The sequence below is a fragment of the Nonomuraea sp. NPDC003804 genome (assembly GCF_040610675.1).
Classification (GTDB): Bacteria; Actinomycetota; Actinomycetes; order Streptosporangiales; family Streptosporangiaceae; genus Nonomuraea.
Genome location: NZ_JBEXMT010000006.1, coordinates 250,016 through 266,034 on the forward strand (window position 1 = coordinate 250,016; position 16,019 = coordinate 266,034).

Genomic DNA, 16,019 nt, shown 5'->3' on the forward strand with positions numbered 1-16,019 from the left:
CATGAGAAACGACCCCGTGGTCGTCATCGGTCTCGGCAGGTTCGGGACCGCGCTCGCGCTCGAGCTCACCAGACGAGGCACCGAGGTGCTGGCCATCGACAGCCGCCCCAAGGTGGTGCAGGCACTGGCGGGCCAGATCACCCAGATCGCCGCCGCCGACGCCACCGACCCGGAGGCGCTCACCCAGCTCGGCGTGCCCGACTTCTACCGCGCGGTGGTGGCCATCGGCGGCGATCTGGAGGCCAGCATCCTGACCACCTCGGTGCTGGTCGACATGGAGATCGAGGACATCTGGGCCAAGGCGGTGAGCAGGCAGCACGGCCAGATCCTCAGCCGGATCGGCGCCCACCGCGTGGTGCTGCCCGAACACGACATGGGCGAGCGGGTGGCGCATCTGGTCAGCGGGCGGATGCTCGACTACATGCAGGTGGACGCGGGCTTCGCGCTGGCCAAGACGCGGCCGCCGAAGGAGTACGTCGGGATACGGCTCGGCTCGTCGGGGCTGCGCAAGAAGTTCGGGGTGACCGTGGTGGCGGTCAAGAGCCCCGGCGAGGAGTTCACCTACGCCACGGCGGAGACCGAGCTCGCCTATGGGGACGTCATCCTCGTCTCGGGCAGGACCGAGAACGTGGAGCGCTTCGCCGAACTCCCCTGAAACCGCAGATGTCGGAAATATCATGATCAATTGGATCATGATCTGCTAGCTTGCTCGCATGCGGGGCGGCTTGACACAACGGGGTAAAGCGTGGCGGCTGTTCGCGGCGGGGGCCGTGATCGCCGCGCTGGGATACGGCACGGTGCTGGGGGACGACGACCTGTTCCCCTTCGGGCCCATGGTGCAGTTCGCGTTCAGCATCCCGCCGGACGGCGAGATCAAGTCGCTGCACCTGCAGGCCGAGACCGTCACCGGCGCGCGGGTCGAGATCCCCATCGAGCCCTACTACGTCGGCATCCGCCGGGCCGAGCTCGAAGGCCAGCTCAGCCGCTACCTCGCCCAGCCCTCGCTGTTACAGAGCCTGGCGGACGCTCACGAGCGCATCCGCCCCAACGATCCCCGGCTCACCCGGCTCATCGTGATCACCAGGGTCATCACGCTCGAAGACCGCCGTCCCGCGGGGACCAAGGACGTGGAGAGGGTGTCATGGGTGGTGCGCTAGAGCGGTGGTGGTTCGCTCCCGTCCCGGCACGGCGGGTGCGGATCATGTCGCTGATCGTCTACCTGTTCCTCCCGCTGGACATGATGCTGTTCACCGGCAGCGTCTGGGGCCACGCCGAGAACCCCGCCGGGTACCGGCCCGTGCTGGTGGCCCGCCTGCTGCACCTGCCGGGCGCCTCCCCCGTGCTGGTCTACACGCTGTTCGCCGTCGTGGTGGTGGCGGCGCTGGTGGCGGCGTGGGGAAGGCTGCCGCGCGCGGCCGGATACGTCGTGGCGGCCGGCTACCTGTACTGGGCGCTGCTGGCCATGTCGTACGGCAAGGTCGACCACGACCACCTCGCGCTGGTCGTGGCCCTGTTCGTGCTGCCGACGGCCGCGCGGGCGGGTGAGGAGGCGGCCGGGTGGGCGATGCGCTGCGTCCAGATCGCGGTCGCGGCCACCTACTTCCTGTCCGCCTACGCCAAGATCAGGCACGGCGGCTGGGAGTGGCCGAACGGCGCCACCTTCCAGTGGGCGATCTCCAGGCGCGGCACGTTCTTCGGCGAGTTCGTCGCGGCCCTGCCAGGCGCGCTGCTGATCGGGCAGTGGATCGTGCTGCTGGCCGAGACGGCGTCGCCGGTCATGCTGGCGCTGCGCGGCAGGGCGCTCTACGCGGCTGTCGCCTTCTGGGGGTTGTTCCACCTGCTCACCTGGGCGGCGATCACGATCCACTTCCTGCCGCACGTCATCTGCCTGGCGGCCTTCCTACCGCTGGAGCGGGCGACGATCGGCCGGAAGCGCGCACGCGGGGCTGCCGCCCGGAAGCCGGTGCCGGTTGTTGGCGACGGCACGGTAGAGCCCGTGGGCTAGCCAGCGCACCGGCGGCACCCGCAGCAGCAGGCCGAGCGGGCTCCACGGCAGTCCCGCGTCGATGAGCAGCTTGGCCACGGCCTGGGCGCCGCCGAAGACGGCGCCGCGCTCGTCCACCCACAGCAGCTCGTACTCGGCCCGCGCCTGGCTCACGCCCAGCGCCCGCAGGTCCGCGAACTGCCACGGGATGATCTCCGCCTTCGTCGGCAGCAGCCGTTCGACGAACCTCACGCAGGTGGTGCAGAAGGCGCAGTCGCCGTCGAAGACGAGCAGGGATCTCATGATCCAGACTCTACGCTCCCAGCAGCTTGCGGACCCGGTCGGCCCCCACGGCCAGCAGCAGCGTCGGCAGGCGCGGCCCGGTGTCGCGGCCGACGAGCAGGGTGTAGACCAGGACGAAGAACTCCCGCTGCGCGGCCTTCAGCTCGGGGGTGGCCTTCGCGTCGGCGGGCAGCCCCGCCTGCCGCTTGGGCACGCCGTAGACCAGGTCGGTCAGCCCGTCGAGCGACCAGTGCGCGTCGAGCCCATCGAGCAGCAGCCGCAGCGACTCGCGCTGTTCCGCATCCAGCGAGGACAGCAGCTCCTCGTCGGGCTCCGGCCGGACGGTGGTGCGCTGCTCGGCGGGCACCTGGGTGGTGACCCAGCGCTGGGCCTTGTCCAGGCGCGGCCGCACCTGGGCGAGGTCGGTGATCGGCGCGGCCGGGTCGAGCTCGCGCAGGATGCGCAGCGTCTGCTCCTCGTCGCCGGTGGTCACGTCGACGATGGAGGCCAGCATCCGGTACGGCACGCGCCGCTCGGTGGCCGCCAGCGGCTGCTCGGCCGTCCGCACCGCCCTGGCGTGGGCGAGCTGGTCGGCGGGCAGCGCCTGCCCCTCGCTCACCTTGCGCTCCAGGGCGTCCCACTCGTCGTAGAGGCGCTGGATCTCCTGGTCGAAGGCGACCTTGAAGGACTGGGCGGGCTTGCGGCGGGCGTACATCCAGCGCAGCAGCGGCGCCTCCATGATCTCCAGCGCGTCGGCCGCGGTCGGCACGCCGCCCTTGGAGCTGCTCATCTTCGCCATGCCGCTGATGCCGACGAAGGCGTAGCGCGGGCCGATCGGCTGCACGCCGTCGAAGATCTCGCCGACCAGGTGGCCGCCGACCTCGAAGGACGAGCCGGGCGAGGTGTGGTCGACGCCCGAGGGCTCGAAGACGACGCCCTCGTAGGCCCAGCGCATCGGCCAGTCGACCTTCCACACCAGCTTGCCGCGGTCGTGGGTGGCCAGCCGTACGGTCTCGCCGAAGCCGCACTCGCAGGTGTAGGCCAGCTCGGTCGTCTCGTCGTCGTAGCCGGTGACGGTGGTCAGGTCGCGCCCGCACAGCGTGCAGTAGGGCTTGTACGGGTAGTAGCCCGCCTCCTCCTCGGCCGCGCCGGAGCCTTCGAGCGCGGCGGCCTCGTCGGCGTCCTTGGCCTTCGGCTTGGCCTTGGTGCGGTAGCGGGCCAGGACGGCGTCGATGCGGTCACGCTCGCGCATCGCGTGGAGGATCTGCTCGCGGTAGGCGCCCGAGGTGTACTGCTTGGTCTGGCTGATGCCACGGTAGGTGACGCCCAGCCTGGCCAGCGCGGAGATCATCGGGGTCTTGAAGTGCTCGGCCCAGTTGGGGTAGGCGCTGCCGGGCGGGGCGGGCACCGAGGTGAGCGGCTTGCCGATGTGCTCGGCCCACGACGGGTCGATGCCCGCGGGCACCTTCCTGAAGCGGTCGTAGTCGTCCCAGGACAGCAGGTGGACGCAGTCGAGGCCGCGCCTCCTGATCTCGTCGGCCACCAGGTGCGGGGTCATGACCTCACGCAGGTTGCCCAGGTGGATCGGTCCGGACGGGCTGAGCCCCGAGGCGCAGACGATCGTTTTGCCGGGCGCGCGCCGCTCCGACTCGGCGATGACGTCGTCCGCGAGTTGGGAGACCCAGTCGGTCATGGAACAGCCCTTCCATCGAAGTGTGACGCCCCATTCTGACGGAAGAATCGGCGGGTATGGACGCGACCGCGCCAGGCCGCCGGTTCCCTCCGGCCCGGCCGGCCCGCCGCGGGCCGTTCGGAGGCCGTTCGGAGGCCGTTCGGAGGCCGTTCGGAGGCCGCCGCCCTGCGGTTCGGCGCCGGGCGGCGGAGCGCACCCTCGGCCGCGGCCGCCTCGCCGGGCCCGGGTAGAAAGGTGTCCATGACCCACCTCGCGAGCTGGATGGACGCCTACATCCGGGCCTGGCACACCAACGACCCCGACGACATCGGCGCGCTGTTCGCCGACGACGCCGTCTACTTCACCGAGCCCTACGCCGAGCCGTGGCGCGGCAAGGACGCGATCGTCACGCGATGGCTCGAGCGCAAGGACACCGACGGCCCCGCGGCCTTCGAGTACGAGCCCGTCGCCGTCACCGAGGAGGTGGCCGTGGTCAAAGGCGTCACCACCTATCCCGACACCGCCTTCAGCAACCTGTGGCTGGTCAGGCTGGACGCCGGGGGCCGGTGCACGGAGTTCGTCGAGTACTGGATGGAGCAGCCCGCATGAGCCGGCCTGTCGTCTTCGACCTGGACGGCGTGCTCGTCGACTCCGAGCCGGTGTGGGAGGAGGTCCGCAGGGCCTACGTCGCCGCGCACGGCGGCACGTGGCTGCCCGAGACCCAGTCGAGGCTCATGGGCATGAGCACCAGCGAATGGGCCGCCTACCTGGCCGAGCTCGGCGTGCGGCGGTCGCCGGACGAGATCGCGGCGGGCGTGGTCGGGCTGATGGCCGAGCGGTACCGCCACGGCGTCCCCCTCATGCCCGGCGCGAAGGAGGCGGTCGCCCGCCTGGCCGAGCACCGGCCGCTGGGCCTGGCCAGCTCGTCGCCCCGCGCGCTCATCGACGTCGTCCTGGACGCCACGGGGCTCGGCGCGTTCTTCTCCGCGACCGTCTCCACCGAGGAGGTCGCGTACGGCAAGCCCGCGCCCGACGGCTACCTGGAGGCGGCGCGGCGGCTGGGCGCCGACCCGCGCGGCTGCGTGGCCGTGGAGGACTCCAGCAACGGGCTGCGCTCGGCGGCCGCGGCCGGGATGCGGGTGATCGCCGTCCCCCATCCGAGGTACCCGCCCGCGCCGGACGCCCTCGAACTGGCCGCCGCGGTCGTGCCCGCTCTCGGCGATCTCACCCCCGTCCTGGTCGACCGGCTCGCCTGAGCACCCACCGGCGCGGTGGGTGCTCAGGGGCGTTCGTCGGGCCCGCGGCGGCCGTCGTAGCCGAGCAGGCGCATCGCCGTCTCCGGGTCCATGGCCGCGGCCAGCAGTTGGGCGCGGGCGTTGGCCCTGTCACGTTCCTGCTCGGCCCGCTTCTGTCCCGCGCGCACCGCCTTCAGCGCGATGAGCGCCACCCCGATGCCGACGACCACCGCCACCACGACGACGAACAGCACGAGCAGCAGGCCGGGGGACATCACGCCGACCGCGCTGCCGGTGGCGCCGGTCGCCGCCAGCGCGCCGAACAGCGCGAGGCCGGCGAGCGTGAACAGGCTGCCCACGACCACCCACGCGGTCGCGCCCGAGCGGCGCGCGGGCGGCGGCTCGGCCGTACCGGACGAGCCGGTCAGGAAGGGAGCGGGCATCTGCGGGGCGGTCCCGAACGGCGCCGCCTGGTGACCCGGTGTGGCGGGCGCGCCGGGTTGCGGGGGCTCCCACGGGACGAACTGGGGCCGCCGGTCGTCCGGCACCAGCGCGTTGCCGGTCGAGGGGGTGTCGGCGGCGGCGTCGGCCGGGTCGAGCACCTGCACGTCGTAGGACGGCTCGGCGATCCCGGCCGTGACCTCCACGGCGCCGGGCAGGTTGCGCTCGACGCCGCTGTGCTCGCGGTGCGCCCTGGCCGCGTCGCGGTGGTACTCCTCGATCTCCTCGATGAGCGTCTCCGACCGGTAGACGCCGCCGTCCACCAGCGGGCCCTGCCGCCCTTCGAGCACCGCGACGACGTCCTCGCCGTTGAGCGTCTTGTGCGTCTCCAGCGCGTGGGCCAGGCACAGCACCTCGCGCCGGTGCTCGCACAGCAGTTCCTCGGTCTTCTCCAGCAACCTGACCAGGTTGAACTCGACGCGCTCGCTGAGATGCTCGGGGACGACGCCCTCGCGCGGCGCGGGACTCTGCTCCTGCGCCCCCGGCTGGCCGCGCAGGGCCTTGCCGGCGTGGATGCCGAGCTCCTGCAGCGCGGGCAGGGAGGCGATGCCGGTGCCCATGCCCCAGTGCGACTCCATGAGCCCGACGAGATAGGTCGCCGACATGAGGTCGCCGGAGACGCCGGAGGAGTTGTCGTCGCCGAAGAACATCCGCTCGCCGGCCAGCGAGGCGAGCGAGACCATGATGTCGGCCTCGTGCTCGGACTTCCACCGGGTGAACTGGTCCTCGGGCTTGATCGAGGCGACCATGCCCAGGTAGTCGGCGCCCTTCTCGATGGTGGCGATGTCGATCTCGAGGTGGTAGCGGGTGCGGTAGGCGATCACCGCGTGGCAGGCCTCGTGGACGGCGACCGCGTGCCGTTCCCGCTCGATGTACTCGACGTCCTCGGGCGGGCCGAGCTGCTTGAGCCGTTTGGCGCGCAGCACGTCCGACCAGGTGATGGTCTCGCGGCCGTCGCGGATGGTGGTGATGAGCGCCTCGTTGACCAGGTCCTTGATCGTGGCGCCGGTGGCGTAGGGGGTGATCGTCGCGAGCTTGTCGATCTGCTCGTCGGTCAGCTCGTGCTGGACCTTGGCGAAGTAGCCCTGGTAGGTGCGGACCCTGCCCGCCTTGGACGGGTAGCCGACCTTGTAGATGCGGTCGATACGGCCCGGCCGCAGCAGCGCGTCGTCGAGGGCGTCCGGCATGTTGGTCGCCATCATGACCAGGATGCGGTACTTCGGCGGCGGCTTGGGGCGCATGCCGAGGGCGCGCCGTACGAGCCGGTTGAACAGGCCGCGCGGCTTCTTCAGGCCGGACAGCTCGGTGAGCAGCGCCTGCAGCGTGCCCATGTCGCCGCCGCCGTTCATGCCGCCGCCCATGAAGAACCTGCTGTTCTCGGTGTCCGGCGGCGTGACCCTGGTGGACAGGATGGATCTGGACGGCTCCGACAGGTAGCCGAAGCCATGGCAGCCGTCGGCGCTGAAGCCCTGCCCGGGTGGGGCCTGCCCGGCCAGGCGGCCGCGGCGGCCGAGGGAGTCGGCCTCGTCGAAGAAGACGATGACGCCGCCGTAGCGCAGGGCGAGCTTGCGCAGCTTCCTGAACAGCGACTTGACCTTCAGCACGCCGATGCCCATGAACATGTTGATGAACGCGCCCGGGTCGACGAAGACGTACGGCTTGCCCGTCTCGCCGGCCACGGCCTCGGCCATCAGCGTCTTGCCGGTTCCGGGCGGCCCCCACAGCAGCAGACCGCTGGGCACGTAGCCGCCGCGCGCCTCGATGGCGTCCGGCTGCTCCAGGAAGACGATGTTCTCCTTGACGCGCTCGACCACGTGGTCCTGGCCCCACACGTCCCTGAACCTGGTCTTGATGTCGTCGGGGTAGTAGGTCTCGACGCCGCCGCGCGACAGGAACCAGAACAGTCCGACGAACTGGAAGATGACGAAGAAGAACGCGAAGGCCAGCTGGGCGACGTACGGCAGCGCCTGGAAGGCCAGCGCCGGAGCCTGGAACAGGGCCAGGAAGGGGCTGCGGTCGAGCACCGCGCCCAGGACCAGAGCCAGCACGGTGACCCAGAACAGGATCTTGATGATCCTGGCGAGCCTGAACCTCGTCCAGTCGCTGAACCGGCGGTGCGTCCACCGTTCGAAGCCGCCGAAGACGCCCTTGCTCCAGAAGCGGTGGTAGCCGGGCGAGCGCTCGCTGACGAAGAAGTGCACCTGCCGGACGAGTTCGGCGGCCAGCAGGTAGAAGATCCACGGATGGTTGTCCCCGATACGCTGTAATGCGTCGGTGAAGGGCATGATGCCCTCGTAGTCGGCCATCTCCTTCCAGGCGAGCACGAGGAAGGCCAGGCCCAGGCCGAGCATGAACTTGCTGCGATCCCAGAAGGCCATCCGCTTGCGGGTCACGGAGTCGGGATCGTTGGGGCCGCTGCCGGGAGCGCGCAGTCCCTCAGGGTGGGTCGTGGTCACGGTCGCTCCCTCATCCTGGCATCTTGAGCAGCTTGAAGGACTCGGCGATGTTGTCGAACTCGGCGACCCTCTTGCTGAAGCACGCGGCCGTGCAGCGGATCAGCAGCACCGAGACGGTCCCGCCCGTCCGGTCGAGGTAGGCGGTCTGGTCGAAGGTCTGGACGGTGTCGCCGATCAGGTAGTTGAACCGCACGCGCACGCCTCTCGCGCCGTCGCTGAGCACGATCGGCTGGTCGGTGAGCAGCTCGAACCGCGCGAGGGTGGGCTGCTGGCCCGCCTCCATGAGGCGCTGGGTGTAGGCCTGCCGCATCTCCTCCGTCACGGGCAGGATGAAGTCGCGCATCGTGTTGAGCGAGACCACGTTCCGCTGCGGTTCGGTCAGCCGGTGGACGGTGGAGTAGACGAACGGGTCCTGGGAACCCAGCAGGTGGTCCACGGCCGGTTCGGGGGCCTGGTCGAAGGCGGTCGACCAGACCAGCTGCTTGCGCAGTTTCGCCGTCTCGGACTCGGGATGGTCGCCGCTGAGCAGGAGATCGATCTTCGTGGAGTCGATCTTCGAGAACGAGGACGGCACCTTGAAGTAGGTGGTGCCTTCCCTGTCGCGCACGTAGGTGTACTCCGCCTGACCGCAGGCGGCGACTCCGGCCGTCAGCACGGCCGTGACCGTGGCCGTGCTGACGGCCGCCTTCATCCAAGCCCGTGTCTTTTTCACCAGGGCTTACCTCCGCGTTACCCGCCAACGCCTTGGTTGTGCCCGTTTTTGGCGGCTAATCTCCTCTTCCGGCCCCAGAAGTCTTGACCAAAGCGCAGCCGACTATTGGCTGTGTTTGTTATAGATCGCTGAGACGCGCGGAGAAAGTCCGGATCAAGACCTACTCGCCCATCTCTACCCTGCTGCAACGTTTGCGCAACCAGGGAACGGCCAAGATGTCTTGCCGAAGGGCCTATCTCTTCGCGCCGGACTGGCGAAGGATAAGGAGCTTCGGACCCCCCTCCCGCCTCGCTCGGAGCGCGACATGAACGAACCGATCAACTTCGCCATGACCGTGGAGCACCTGTTCGCCGAGGTGTGGGCGCGCGAGGCGATCAGCGACCGCGACCGCCGGCTGCTGCTCATCGGCCTGCTCGTCGGACAGGGGCTCGATCAGGCGGTCGAGATCCAGCTGGAGACCGCGTTGCGCACCGGCGACCTGAGCGCGGAGGAGCTGCGGGAGACGGTCGTCTTCCTCACCCACTACGCGGGATGGGCGCGCGGGGCGCGGCTCAACGCCCAGGTGGAGGACCTGATCGAGCGCGTGGTCATGGGCTGATCGTCGCCGCGGCCGTCGCGCCCAGCTCCCAGCACGCCTCCAGGTCCGCCTTGGTGACCGCGCCGATCACCACGACGGGCGCCGCGACCGGCTCCCAGCCGAGACCACGCGTGATCGACTCCACGCCGCGCACCGCCCCCGTGGCGTCGTTGTTGCCGTGCACGTACAGCCCGTACGGCAGGCGCCGCGTCTCCTCCAGGCACGGGTAGTAGATCGTGTCGAAGAAGTGCTTGAGCGCCCCGCTCATGTAGCCGATGTTGGCGGGGGTGCCGAGGACGAGCGCGTCGGCGGCGAACACGTCGGCGGCGGTGGCGTTGAGCGCGGCCCTGGTGACCACCTCGACACCCTGGATCTCGTCGGTCGTCGCGCCCTCGCGCACCTTCTCCAGCAGCTCGTGCGTGGCCGGTGAGGCGGTGTGGTGGACGATCAGCAGCCGGCTCACGACGCCGCCCGCACCTGGTAGAGCCCGCCCTGGAGGCTGAGGGCGTAGAGCTCGCCGTCGTGGCCCTGCCCGAACGACGACAGCTGCTCGACCCTGCCCACCTCGATGCCGTGCGCCGGGTCGCTCACGGGCGCGGCCTTGACCCATCCGGCGCAGAAGTCGCCGTAGAGGAAGTGGCCGGCCAGCCCGGGGATCCGGGCACCCCGGTAGACGTGGCCCGCGATGACCGAGCAGGCGCCGTCCTGCCCGAGGGGATAGGTGATGACCGGCTTGACGGCGCCGGCGGCCCGCACGCCGGTGTCGAAGGGATGCCCGCCCTCGAAGGCGTTCCAGCCGTAGTTACGGCCGCCCTTGCCGCTCGGCTCGTGGTCGACCTCCTCCCAGGCGTTCTGGCCGACGTCGCCGATCCACAGGTCGCCGGTCCTGCGGTCGAAGCTGAAGCGCCACGGGTTGCGCAGGCCGTACGCCCAGATCTCCGGCCTGGCCCCGCCGCGGCCGGTGAACGGGTTGTCCGGGGGAACCCGGTAGGGCGTGCCGCGCGGGTCGATGCGCAGGATCTTGCCCAGCCAGGTGCCCAGGTTCTGGCCGTTGCCCTGCGGGTCTCCCCCGCCGCCGCCGTCGCCGAGGCCGATGTAGAGGTAGCCGTCGGGGCCGAAGGCGAGCTGCCCGCCGTTGTGGTTGGCGTACGGCTGGTCCTGGGTGAGCACGTCGCGCCGCCCGCCGGCCCTGCGGCCGTCGAAGGCCCACTCGGTGACGTGGGTACGGCCCGCGGCGTCGGTCCAGTCGAGGTAGAGCCACCTGCCGGTCGGATGGAAGGCCACGCCGAGCAGGCCCTGCTCGTTGCCGTCGCTGACCTCGCCGGACAGGTCGACGATCACCTGCTGCCGGCCGTCGACGAGCGCGCGCAGCCGGCCGCTCTGCTCGGCGACGTAGAGCGCCTCGTCGCCCTCGCGCACGGCGAAGGCCACGGGCTTGTCGAACCGGGCGATCTCGGCGAACTCCAGCCTCGCGGGCACCGGCCGCCCGGACGCCGCCCGGCCGGGCGCCGTGGTCGCCGCCTCGGCCGAGGGCCGGACGGACTGTCCCGCCTCGGGGCGGGCAGGCTCCCGCCCTGCCGGCTGGCTGGCCGAGCAGGCGGTCAGCACCGCGACCAGGGCGATGGCGGCAAGCGCGGGGCGCACGCTGCCGATCCTCTCATGCGATCTCGTCACGGTGCCTGTACGCGCCGGGGCCAGGAAAGGTTCGGCGCAGGCGGCGGCCCTGCCCTGGCGCGTGCCCGGCCGTGCGATCGTGATCGTCGGCGCGCCGCCGGGAGCGGGCGGGGCGGGCGTTACGCTGGCCGTATGCCTACCGCACTGATCACGGGCGCGACCGCCGGCATCGGCGCGGCCTTCGCCCGCCGCCTTGCCGCCGACGGCTTCTCGCTGGTCCTGGTCTCCCGCGACGAGACCCGGCTCGCCGAGGCCGCCGAACGGCTCAAGCAGAAGTACGGCGTCGCCGTCGACGTCCTGCCCGCCGACCTGGCCACCGACGACGGGCTGGAGCGCGTCGAGGCCCGCCTGCGCGAAGGCGTCGACTGCCTGGTCAACAACGCGGGCTTCGGCCACCCCGGCCACTTCCTCGAGGTGCCGCTCGAGGACGAGGTGCGCATGCTGAAGGTGCACTGCGAGGCCGTGCTCAGGTTCACGCTCGCGGCCCTGCCGGGCATGCGGGCGCGCGGCAGGGGCGCCGTGATCAACGTCGCCTCGGTGGCGGCCTTCTTCACCCGGGGCACCTACAGCGCCTCCAAGGCGTGGGTGGTCAACTTCAGCGAGTCGACGGCCGCCGAGGTGGGCGACCCGAAGATCCGGATCATGGCGTTGTGTCCCGGCTTCGTGCGCACCGAGTTCCACCAGCGGGCCTCGATGGACGTCTCCGGCATCCCCGGCTTCCTCTGGCTGCAGGCCGACGCCGTGGTGAACGAGGCGATGCGCGACCTGGCGCTCGGCAGGACGGTCTCCATCCCCGACCCTCGCTACAAGGCGATCGTGGCGGTGGGCAGGCTCATCCCGCGCGGGCTGACCCACCGGATCTCCGCCATGATCGGCCGCAAGTAGCCCGGCGCTCCCCCCGCCTCCGGAACACGGGGAGCGGACCCCGCGAAGACGATCCCCCCGCCGCGGGAGGGGGTCGCGGCGGGGGGATGCTCGGAGCGGGCGTGCTTTAGCGGTTGGCCTCGTGGCCGATCGCCAGGCCGCTCGCGGCGTCGAAGAAGTGCAGGTTGTGGGTGTCGACGACCAGCTCGATCGACTGGCCGGGACGCACGTGGCTGCGGGCGTTGACGCGGGCGGTCCACAGCGACTTGTCGCCGGACAGCGGCAGCGTGGCTTCCTCGTCGTCACCGGTGTCCTGGGCGGCCACGGTGTCCTTGTGCTCGACCGGCGGGGCGTCGATCAGGAACAGGACGTTGATCTCGGAGCCGAGCTCCTCGGTGACCTCCGCCTTGACGGGCAGGGTGGCCCAGCCGTTGGCGTGGCTGCCGGCGGCGCTGGAGTCCTCGAAGTCGGAGGGCCGGATGCCGAGGATGACCTTCTTGCCGATGTACTGGTCCAGGCCCGGCTTGTCGGAGAAGGTCGACTCGGGGATGGCCAGCTTGTAGCCGGCGAAGGCCACCGCGGCGCCGCCGTCGCGGACCAGCTCGGCGGTGACGAAGTTCATCGAGGGCGAGCCCATGAAGCCGGCGACGAACAGGTTGACCGGCTTGTCGAACAGGTTCTGCGGGGTGTCGACCTGCTGGAGCAGGCCGTCGCGCAGGACGCAGACGCGGTCGCCGAGGGTCATGGCCTCGACCTGGTCGTGCGTGACGTAGACGGTGGTGACGCCGAGGCGCTCGTGCATCTGGTTGAGCGAGGCGCGCATGGAGACGCGGAGCTTGGCGTCGAGGTTGGACAGCGGCTCGTCCATGAGGAAGGCCTGCGGCTCGCGGACGATGGCGCGGCCCATCGCGACACGCTGGCGCTGACCACCGGACAGGGCGGCCGGCTTGCGCTTGAGGTAGGTCTCGAGGCCCAGCATCTTGGCGGCCTCGTTGACGCGCTTCTGGATCTCGGGCTTGGGCATCTTGCGGAGCTTCAGACCGAAGGCGAGGTTCTCCTCGACGGTCATGTGGGGGTAGAGCGCGTAGTTCTGGAAGACCATCGCGATGTCGCGGTCCTTCGGCGGCAGGTGGTTGACCACCTTGTCGCCGATGGCGATCTCGCCGCCGCTGATGTCCTCGAGTCCGGCGATCATCCGCAGCGCGGTCGACTTGCCGCAGCCGGAGGGGCCGACCAGAACCATGAACTCCCCATCCTTGATCTCAAGGTTGAGTGCGTTCACGGCCTTCACGCCACCGGCGTAGATCTTGTCGACGTTTGTCAGAACGATGGATGCCATGACAGTCCTTCGCGCAGCGGGCCGGAACCCGGACGTATGTGGGGGACACCACTCACCGTGGATACGTTTTCATGCATCTCACCCGAAAGGGGGAACCCTGTCAAGAGACCAGGCGATGTTACCCATTCGAGCTGGAAACCTTCCGGAATGAGTGGTGGAATCGTTTCCATGAAGCGCACCACCATCAAGGACGTGGCGGAGGCCGCCGGCGTCGGCGTGGCCACGGTCTCCCGGGTGCTGTCCGGTGGATCGGCCAGCCAGGAGACCCGCGAGCGGGTGCTCGCGGTGGCCGCGCATCTCGACTACCGCCCCAGCGCGGTGGGCCGCAATCTGCGCCAGCAGCGCGCCGGCGGCATCGGCCTGCTGGTTCCCGACCTGACCGACACCCTGTACGGCAGGCTCGCCGAGGGCGTGCTCGCCTGCGCCCGCTCGGCGGGCGAGCCCGTCGTGGTCGGCTCGACGGGCGACGACCCCGAGCTGGAGGCCGAGCTCATCGGCATGCTGCTGGAGCAGAGCGTCGACCGGGTGATCGCCGTGCCCTCGGGCGACGCCGAGGCGTGGGGCCCGGCGATCAGGGCGGGCATGACGGTGGTGTTCGTCGGCGAGCAGCCCCAGGAGGACGAGCCGTCCGACGAGCCGCTCGACGACCTGCTGATGCTCGACGGCCTGCGGACACCGCCCCGTCCCGACAGCGCCATCCCCGCCGTCCTGGCCGACGACCGCTCCGGTGTCCGTACGGCGGTGCAGTACCTCAAGGGCCTCGGCCATCGCCGCATCGCCTACCTCGGCGGCCCTGGGCGCGCCCGCCGGGTGGCCGCCTTCCGGGAGGCGATGGGCACGCTGGCGGACGAGGAGCTGATCGTCTCCGCCGGCGGCAGCCGCGACTCGGCCTACGCCGCCGCCTCGGGGCTGCTCCAGAGCCGGGGCGACGTCACCGCGCTGGTGGCCGGCGGCAGCGCGCTGGGCGAGGCGGCCGTGCTGACCGCGCGGGAGCTCGGCCTGCGCATCCCGGGCGACCTGTCGCTGGTGATGTACGACGACGTGCCGTGGGCCGAGCTGTGCTCGCCCCCGCTGACGGTGATCGCCCAGCCGGGCCAGGATCTCGGCTACCGGGCGGCCGAGCTGGTGCTCAGGTCGGGCGCCAGGCGCCCGCGCAGCGTGCTGCTGCCCACCGAGCTCATCGTGCGTGGGAGCTGCGGGCCTCGCCGGTGAGGTACACCCAGGCGCCCTCGTGCCGGGTGAACCTGCTGACCTCGCGCATCTCCCCTGCCCTGCCGGCCTGGCTGTAGCGGGCGCGGAACTCGACCGTCCCCTCGGTGTCGCCGGCCCCGCCGCCGCTCGTGCTCACGATCGACAGCCGCTTCCACCGCAGGTACGGCTCGAAGGTGATCTCGGCGGGCCTGGTCGACGGGTGCCAGCTGCTGAGCAGGTAGGCGGCGTCGCCCACCGCGAAGGCGCTGAAACGGGAGCGCATGAGCTGCTCGGCGGTCTCGGCCGCCGCCGCCCCGCGGTGCAGCCGCCCGCAGCAGTCCTCGTAGGCCGCGGGCAGCCCGCACGGGCAGGTTCGCCCACTCACAGGAGCTTCTCGATCGCGGCGGTGACGGCGGGGTCGGACGGCTCGGTGCGCGGCCTGAACCTGGCCACCACCGTCCCCTCGCGGTCGACGAGGAACTTCTCGAAGTTCCACTGGATGTCGCCGGCCTCGCCGTCGGCGTCGGGCGTGGCGGTGAGCGGGCCGTAGAGCGGGTGCCGGTCGGCGCCGTTGACGTCGGCCTTCTCCAGCAGCGGGAAGTCGACGCCGTAGGTGGTGGAGCAGAACTCCTGGATCTCCTCGGCCGTGCCGGGCTCCTGGCCCATGAACTGGTTGCACGGCACGCCGACCACGCTGAAGCCCCGCGGCCCGTACTCCTGCTGGAGCCTCACCAGGCCGGTGTACTGCGGGGTCAGGCCGCACCTGGAGGCCACGTTGACGATGAGCAGGGCCTTGTCGCCGGCCAGCTCGGCGAGCGTGGTCGGGGCGTCCGCGAGGGTGCGGACCGGGATGTCTCGGAGATTCATGATCCGACCCTACCTTCCCAAGAAATGTGACAGAGTCCACTTTTTCTCGCTAAACCCCCTGTACAGCCATAGATCATGTTCTTTACTGACGATCTACCTTTTCATGGTCAATTAGCGACAAATAGCGCGAGTGCGGCAGGGTGACGCAGTCCCCCGACCCCTCCGAAGGGAAGACCGCATGCCTACGCTCCGCCGTACCAGAGCCTTGCTCCTGACCGCCACGGTCGTGGTGTCGGGAGCGGGAACAGCGACGGCGGCGTCCGCGGACGCCGGCGCGACCGGCAGCGCCACCACCGGCGCGAGGAACAAGGCCATCGCCAGGCCCATGGTCGCGGCCAAGGGATGGACCCGAGCCCAGTTCGGCTGCCTGGAGCGGCTGTGGGCCAGGGAGAGCGGATGGAACCACCGGGCCGGCAGCGGCTCGGGCGCCTACGGCATCCCGCAGGCGCTGCCCGGACGGAAGATGGTCAGCGCCGGCCGGGACTGGCGCACCAACCCCAGGACGCAGATCACCTGGGGCCTGTCCTACATCAAGAAGAGGTACGGCTCGCCGTGCGCCGCCTGGTCCCACTTCCAGGGGCGGGGCTGGTACTGATCTCCGCACCCGGTGTTCGAATACGCATGGTCATCGGGCCGCCGGGCCGGTCCAAGGCGAGACCGCTCAG

The 16,019-nt window shown here is 70.8% G+C and carries 17 protein-coding genes and 1 pseudogene; 9 read left to right on the forward strand and 9 right to left on the reverse strand.

Annotated features, from left to right (window positions below):
• The first annotated feature begins 1 nt into the window (after nucleotide 1).
• Genes ABZX22_RS10725 through ABZX22_RS10735 form a run of 3 tightly spaced genes read left to right on the forward strand, consistent with a single transcriptional unit; the run spans nucleotide 2 to nucleotide 2,005 of the window.
• Nucleotides 2–655 carry a TrkA family potassium uptake protein gene (locus ABZX22_RS10725; protein ID WP_354907418.1) on the forward strand — a complete coding sequence of 218 codons (654 nt, stop codon included), beginning with the start codon at nucleotides 2–4 and terminating at the stop codon, nucleotides 653–655.
• A 58-nt stretch (nucleotides 656–713) separates the two neighbouring features.
• Nucleotides 714–1,157 carry a hypothetical protein gene (locus ABZX22_RS10730; protein ID WP_354907419.1) on the forward strand — a complete coding sequence of 148 codons (444 nt, stop codon included), beginning with the start codon at nucleotides 714–716 and terminating at the stop codon, nucleotides 1,155–1,157.
• Nucleotides 1,142–2,005: a hypothetical protein gene (locus ABZX22_RS10735; protein ID WP_354907420.1), complete on the forward strand. Its 864-nt coding sequence runs from the start codon at nucleotides 1,142–1,144 to the stop codon at nucleotides 2,003–2,005. The genes ABZX22_RS10730 and ABZX22_RS10735 overlap by 16 nt, the downstream gene beginning before the upstream one ends.
• Here ABZX22_RS10735 and ABZX22_RS10740 read toward each other — a convergent pair.
• A complete protein-coding gene (locus ABZX22_RS10740) occupies nucleotides 1,901–2,287 on the reverse strand; it encodes a DUF393 domain-containing protein (protein ID WP_354907421.1) in 387 nt (128 codons plus the stop codon). The two genes, ABZX22_RS10735 and ABZX22_RS10740, sit on opposite strands and share 105 nt — an antisense overlap.
• A gap of 10 nt (nucleotides 2,288–2,297) precedes the next feature.
• Nucleotides 2,298–3,959, reverse strand: coding sequence for a lysine--tRNA ligase (gene lysS, locus ABZX22_RS10745; protein WP_354907422.1), 1,662 nt, complete (start codon nucleotides 3,957–3,959; stop codon nucleotides 2,298–2,300).
• 240 nt (nucleotides 3,960–4,199) lie between these two features.
• Here lysS and ABZX22_RS10750 point away from each other — a divergent pair, with 240 nt between their 5' ends.
• A complete protein-coding gene (locus tag ABZX22_RS10750; RefSeq protein ID WP_354907423.1) occupies nucleotides 4,200–4,547 on the forward strand; it encodes a nuclear transport factor 2 family protein in 348 nt (115 codons plus the stop codon).
• Entirely contained in the window at nucleotides 4,544–5,194 is a 651-nt protein-coding gene (locus ABZX22_RS10755; RefSeq protein ID WP_354907424.1) for an HAD family phosphatase, read from the forward strand. The genes ABZX22_RS10750 and ABZX22_RS10755 overlap by 4 nt, the downstream gene beginning before the upstream one ends.
• A 23-nt stretch (nucleotides 5,195–5,217) precedes the next feature.
• Here the strand turns inward: ABZX22_RS10755 and ABZX22_RS10760 are convergent, their stop codons facing one another.
• On the reverse strand, nucleotides 5,218–8,130 hold the full coding sequence (locus ABZX22_RS10760; RefSeq protein WP_354907425.1) for an AAA family ATPase: 2,913 nt from the start codon (nucleotides 8,128–8,130) through the stop codon (nucleotides 5,218–5,220).
• A 10-nt stretch (nucleotides 8,131–8,140) separates the two neighbouring features.
• Entirely contained in the window at nucleotides 8,141–8,842 is a 702-nt protein-coding gene (locus tag ABZX22_RS10765) for a hypothetical protein (RefSeq protein ID WP_354907426.1), read from the reverse strand.
• A 304-nt stretch (nucleotides 8,843–9,146) separates the two neighbouring features.
• On the opposite strand from ABZX22_RS10765, the gene ABZX22_RS10770 reads away from it, so the two are divergent.
• Nucleotides 9,147–9,440, forward strand: coding sequence for a carboxymuconolactone decarboxylase family protein (locus ABZX22_RS10770; protein ID WP_354907427.1), 294 nt, complete (start codon nucleotides 9,147–9,149; stop codon nucleotides 9,438–9,440).
• Here ABZX22_RS10770 and ABZX22_RS10775 read toward each other — a convergent pair.
• Nucleotides 9,430–9,882 carry an NAD(P)H-dependent oxidoreductase gene (locus ABZX22_RS10775; protein WP_354907428.1) on the reverse strand — a complete coding sequence of 151 codons (453 nt, stop codon included), beginning with the start codon at nucleotides 9,880–9,882 and terminating at the stop codon, nucleotides 9,430–9,432. The two genes, ABZX22_RS10770 and ABZX22_RS10775, sit on opposite strands and share 11 nt — an antisense overlap.
• Nucleotides 9,879–11,063, reverse strand: coding sequence for a PQQ-dependent sugar dehydrogenase (locus ABZX22_RS10780; protein WP_354907429.1), 1,185 nt, complete (start codon nucleotides 11,061–11,063; stop codon nucleotides 9,879–9,881). Before ABZX22_RS10780 ends, ABZX22_RS10775 begins: the two co-directional genes overlap by 4 nt.
• 162 nt (nucleotides 11,064–11,225) lie before the next feature.
• On the opposite strand from ABZX22_RS10780, the gene ABZX22_RS10785 reads away from it, so the two are divergent.
• Nucleotides 11,226–11,978, forward strand: coding sequence for an SDR family oxidoreductase (locus tag ABZX22_RS10785; RefSeq protein ID WP_354907430.1), 753 nt, complete (start codon nucleotides 11,226–11,228; stop codon nucleotides 11,976–11,978).
• A gap of 106 nt (nucleotides 11,979–12,084) precedes the next feature.
• On the opposite strand, the gene ugpC is transcribed toward ABZX22_RS10785, so the two are convergent.
• Nucleotides 12,085–13,296, reverse strand: coding sequence for a sn-glycerol-3-phosphate ABC transporter ATP-binding protein UgpC (gene ugpC, locus ABZX22_RS10790; protein ID WP_354907431.1), 1,212 nt, complete (start codon nucleotides 13,294–13,296; stop codon nucleotides 12,085–12,087).
• A gap of 168 nt (nucleotides 13,297–13,464) precedes the next feature.
• Here ugpC and ABZX22_RS10795 point away from each other — a divergent pair, with 168 nt between their 5' ends.
• Nucleotides 13,465–14,508 (forward strand): LacI family DNA-binding transcriptional regulator, encoded by a 1,044-nt coding sequence (locus ABZX22_RS10795; RefSeq protein ID WP_354907432.1) that lies wholly within the window; start codon nucleotides 13,465–13,467, stop codon nucleotides 14,506–14,508.
• Here ABZX22_RS10795 and ABZX22_RS10800 read toward each other — a convergent pair.
• Both ABZX22_RS10800 and ABZX22_RS10805 read right to left on the reverse strand, forming a co-directional pair.
• A complete protein-coding gene (locus tag ABZX22_RS10800) occupies nucleotides 14,474–14,872 on the reverse strand; it encodes a YchJ family metal-binding protein (protein ID WP_354907433.1) in 399 nt (132 codons plus the stop codon). The genes ABZX22_RS10795 and ABZX22_RS10800 overlap by 35 nt on opposite strands.
• The gene (locus ABZX22_RS10805) at nucleotides 14,869–15,354 is read right to left on the reverse strand and encodes a glutathione peroxidase (RefSeq protein WP_354907434.1); all 486 of its coding nucleotides are present in this window, start codon (nucleotides 15,352–15,354) and stop codon (nucleotides 14,869–14,871) included. The genes ABZX22_RS10800 and ABZX22_RS10805 overlap by 4 nt, the downstream gene beginning before the upstream one ends.
• A 307-nt stretch (nucleotides 15,355–15,661) precedes the next feature.
• On the opposite strand from ABZX22_RS10805, the pseudogene ABZX22_RS10810 reads away from it, so the two are divergent.
• A pseudogene (locus ABZX22_RS10810) lies at nucleotides 15,662–15,949 on the forward strand (transglycosylase SLT domain-containing protein); the annotation flags it as partial.
• Nucleotides 15,950–16,019: the final 70 nt, after the last annotated feature.